Origin of the sequence: Pseudomonas sp. Pse35, assembly GCF_024519715.1 — a bacterium.
Lineage (GTDB): Bacteria > Pseudomonadota > Gammaproteobacteria > Pseudomonadales > Pseudomonadaceae > Aquipseudomonas > Aquipseudomonas paracarnis.
On record NZ_JALJRP010000069.1, the window covers coordinates 1 to 4,213 of the forward strand.

A 4,213-nucleotide genomic window follows, 5' to 3' on the forward strand; every position below is an offset into this window, starting at 1 on the left:
AGGACACCGCCCTTTCACGGCGGTAACAGGGGTTCGAGTCCCCTAGGGGACGCCACGATTACCCGCTCTGCGGGATTTTTAAGGGTCATTCAATTATTGAATGGCCCTTTTGTTTGTCTGGCGTTTGGCCAATTCCCTCCTTTATCACCCATTTTCTGTTCTGACCGGCGGTCGTGCTTATCGCTTGCCAAATATTATTATGGTAATAATATTCAACCCATGAAAGACGGAGGCTTCGATGAGCGATAAAAAAGCGCAAACCCGCGAACGTATTTTGCAGGCTGCCAGCGCGGCATTGATCCAGCGTGGCCCGGCTGAGCCCAGTGTGGGCGAAGTAATGGGGGCGGCGGGGCTGACAGTCGGCGGCTTCTACGCGCACTTTGAAAGCAAGGACGCGCTGATGCTGGAAGCGTTCAGCCAGTTGCTGGCGCAGCGTCGCGCCTCCATCGATGACTTGGACGAACAACTGACCGGCGAAGAGCGCCGCACGTTGGTCGCAGCGTTTTATCTGTCGCGCAAGCACCGCGACTCCACGACCCAGGCCTGCCCGTTGCCCGCGACGGTGGGGGAGATGGGGCGCTTGCCGGACGCTTTTCGCGAGGTTTTGAACGAGCACGTCGAGTTGATGGCCGCGCAATTGGCCGGCAGCCCCGAAGACATTGACAAGGCCCTGGCGGACATGGCCTTGATGGTAGGGGGGCTGACCCTGGCTCGGGCACTCGGGCCCGGCGAGTTATCGGATCGGGTGATACGTGCGGCCAAATCGGCGGTACGCTGAAAAAGGGGATGCAAGATGGGCGCATTGACCTGGGTTCGTGGTTTCAATGGCACGGTGGGGCGCCTTGCGCCGCATGCGGTCGCCAGCAAGATGCGTCGCACCTTCATGACCCCGCGCGATCTGCCGCCGCGTGACTGGGAGTTGCCGCTGTTGGCCCAGTCGGAGCGCATCACTCTGCGTTTCGGCCTGTCGGCATTGCGTTGGGGGCATGGCCCGGCGGTGCTGCTGATGCATGGCTGGGAAGGCCGCCCGACTCAATTCGCCAGTTTGATCACGGCGTTGGTCGACAACGGCTATTCGGTGATAGCCCTGGACGGTCCCGCCCACGGTCGTTCGCCAGGGCGTGAAGCCCATGTGCTGCTGTTTGCCCGCGCCATGCTTGAGGCGGCGGCCGAGCTGCCGCCGCTGTATGCGGTGGTCGGCCATTCCATGGGCGGCGCCAGTGCGATGTTGGCGGTGCAGTTGGGGTTGCGTACGCAGGCATTGGTCAGCATTGCCGCACCGTCGCGCTTTCTGGATGTGCTACGCGGGTTCACCCGCATGGTCGGCTTGCCGCCCCGGGCGCGCTCAGCCTTTATCCAAGAGGTGGAGTTGAGCATGGGCATGCCGCTCAAGCATCTGGACGTGGCCCACTACCAGCTGAACATTCCCGGCCTGATCGTGCACGCCGAAGACGACACCTTCGTTCCGGTCAGGGCGGCTCAAGCCATTCACGAAGCCTGGTTCGACAGCCGCCTGCTGCGCCTGGAGCAGGGTGGCCACCAGAAAGTGCTCGCCGACCCGCAGGTCATTGACGCTGTACTCGCCCTATTGGCCGGCTGCCGTCTACAGGAGCGCCAAAGCGCCTGATACACTGCCCCGCCGACATCAATCGACTGGAGCAAGGCATGGGCTGGGATTTGGCAACGCCGTTCATCATCGATCTGCAGGTTGCGGCTGAGGACATCGACGGCCTGGGGCACGCCAATAATGCGGTGTACGTCTCATGGCTGGAGCGTTGCGCCTGGCGCCATTCGCAGCGCCTGGGGCTGGACCTCACCGAATACCGCCGCCTGGACCGCGCCATGGCCGTGGTGCGCCATGAGATCGACTACCTGGCGGCAGGCTATGAGGGCGATGAGTTACAACTGGCCACCTGGATCGTCGATTGGGACCAACGCCTGAAAATGACCCGTCGTTTCCAGCTTGTGCGCCCCCGTGACGGCGCGACCCTGCTGCGTGCGCAAACAACCTTCGTATGTATTGAGTTGTCCAGCGGCAAGCCCAAGCGTATGCCCGCCGAGTTTATTGAAGGTTACGGCCCCGCCCTGACAGGGGGTTAACGGTTGCCGCAGGAAACCCAGTAAACTGCGCCACGATTTTTGTTGAGTGTTTTCCATGCAAATTGCTTTGGCGCCCATGGAGGGGTTGGTCGACAACATCCTGCGGGACGTGTTGACCCACGTGGGCGGTATCGACTGGTGCGTGACCGAGTTCATCCGGGTCAACGACCGCCTGCTCACACCTGCCTATTTCCACAAGCTCGCCCCGGAACTACTGCACGGTGCGCACACCGCTGCGGGCGTGCCGTTGCGTGTGCAATTGCTGGGCTCCGACCCGGTTTGCCTGGCGGAGAACGCCGCCTTGGCCTGCGAGCTGGGTTCGCAAGTCATCGACCTGAACTTCGGCTGCCCAGCCAAGACCGTCAACAAGTCCCGCGGCGGTGCGGTGCTGCTCAAGGAGCCGGAGCTGCTCAACCAGATCGTCGAACATGTGCGCCGTGCCGTACCTGCCCATATCCCGGTGACCGCCAAGATGCGTCTGGGCTTCGACAGCCCGGATGGCGCGTTGGTGTGTGCAACGGCCCTGGCAGAAGGTGGTGCGGCGCATATCGTGGTACATGCGCGTACCAAAACCGATGGCTATAAGCCCCCCGCCCATTGGGAGTGGATCCCGCGTGTGCAAGACGTGGTGAAGGTGCCAGTGTTTGCCAATGGTGATATATGGAGTGTTGAAGATTGGCGGCGGTGCCGGGAAATCAGCGGCGTAGAAGACATCATGTTGGGGCGTGGCTTGGTCGCGCGGCCTGACCTGGCCCGGCAAATCGCTGCTGCGCGCGCTGGCGAAGAAGTAGTGGAGATGACCTGGGCGCAGATGCAACCCATGCTCCACGAGTTCTGGCGTCAATCGGTAGCCCAGTTGACTGAAAAGCAGGCGCCGGGCCGTTTGAAGCAATGGCTGGCGATGTTGACGCGTAATTACCCGGAGGCGGTCGAACTGTTTACGGCCCTGCGTCGTGAAACCGCATTGGAACAGGTTAGCCGCTTGCTTGGCATGCCTCACCCACAACCGGCAACGTTATGAGTTGTAACGCTTCAATGTCCGTTGATGGTGGGTGCAACATTATTTGAGTCGGCGTCCTGTTTCAAAAAATGCCCCATATTGAGAGATATGGGGCATTTTTTTGTTTGTTGGGATTATCTATGGCTGAACTTGACGCCCTTTATAGAGCGCTCGCAGTTTGTTCTCACATAGGTTGAATGTTGCTCGGTAATAAACAGGCACGTTATAGGTTTTTTAAATTCAAAAGTTTCTCTGTGTAAGTTTATTTATAAATATATGTCTTCGGTTGCGTGGTTCTGGTTGTGTCTTATATGTTCGCGCGAAATATCAAAGTGGGCGGTTACGCGGCGTTTTGAATTGTATCGACAAGTTGCGTTTCAGGTGAGTTATTAATCTGTATTTCTGCCACGCACACGTTCGGGGGCGGCAAATCGAGGTGTTCTTTAAAAAGCACGAGGCAAAGTCTGAAAATTTGGTTTGGTTTCTTTATATGACGCGCGATTTTAGGAACTGGTCAGCGTTAACTCCCACAAATTAGCAGCTGTCAGGCAGTGCTGTTGCTTGCAGTTCATTAAGGCTATTGCTTCCCTGGCCATTTAACGGAGTCAGGTGGCGCCGATTAAGGAGTTTATGAATGTCTCTATCTGTCAATAATTCGCCCTTTGTCAAAGTTGATACCTCACCTCTGAGCGGGCAGTTGCCGACCCCGTTGAAAGTCGACATGCAACCTAAACCTCCGACGAGCCATTTCAACCTCAACCCCGCATCTGCACGCAATGAAAACAGTGAGGTCATGGTGAGTGCGACGGCGCTCACCAGAGTATTTGACATGCTCGAGCAGTTCTTCAAATCCATGCGGGAGATGCTTTTGGGGAAAAGTGTTACGCCTGATCTGGAGGCAAAAGACCAGCCCGTGAAGCCAGCTACAACTGATCAAGCGGTGAAGCTGAATGCAAAAGACCTGCCGGTGAAGCCAGGTACGACTGATCAAGCGGTGAAGCCGAATGCAAAAGACCAGCCGGTGAAGCCAGGTACGACGGATCAGTCGGTGAAGCCGAATGCAAAAGACCAGCCGGTGAAGCCAGGTACGACGGATCAGTCGGTGAAGCCGAA

General features: G+C 58.0%; 5 protein-coding genes. All 5 read left to right on the top strand.

Annotated features, from left to right (window positions below):
* Window positions 1–238 precede the first annotated feature (238 nt).
* On the top strand, window positions 239–778 hold the full coding sequence (locus tag OC445_RS26805; RefSeq protein WP_054898574.1) for a TetR/AcrR family transcriptional regulator: 540 nt from the start codon (window positions 239–241) through the stop codon (window positions 776–778).
* A gap of 15 nt (window positions 779–793) precedes the next feature.
* Window positions 794–1,627: an alpha/beta hydrolase gene (locus OC445_RS26810; protein WP_054921654.1), complete on the top strand. Its 834-nt coding sequence runs from the start codon at window positions 794–796 to the stop codon at window positions 1,625–1,627.
* A 38-nt stretch (window positions 1,628–1,665) separates the two neighbouring features.
* Complete coding sequence (locus OC445_RS26815; RefSeq protein WP_020300953.1) at window positions 1,666–2,100, top strand: acyl-CoA thioesterase; 435 nt, start codon at window positions 1,666–1,668, stop codon at window positions 2,098–2,100.
* Between the two features lie 55 nt (window positions 2,101–2,155).
* A complete protein-coding gene (locus tag OC445_RS26820) occupies window positions 2,156–3,121 on the top strand; it encodes a tRNA dihydrouridine synthase (protein WP_054898571.1) in 966 nt (321 codons plus the stop codon).
* 613 nt (window positions 3,122–3,734) lie between these two features.
* Window positions 3,735–4,213: hypothetical protein (locus tag OC445_RS26825; RefSeq protein ID WP_410055966.1), on the top strand; the 479-nt coding region annotated here is incomplete at its 3' end.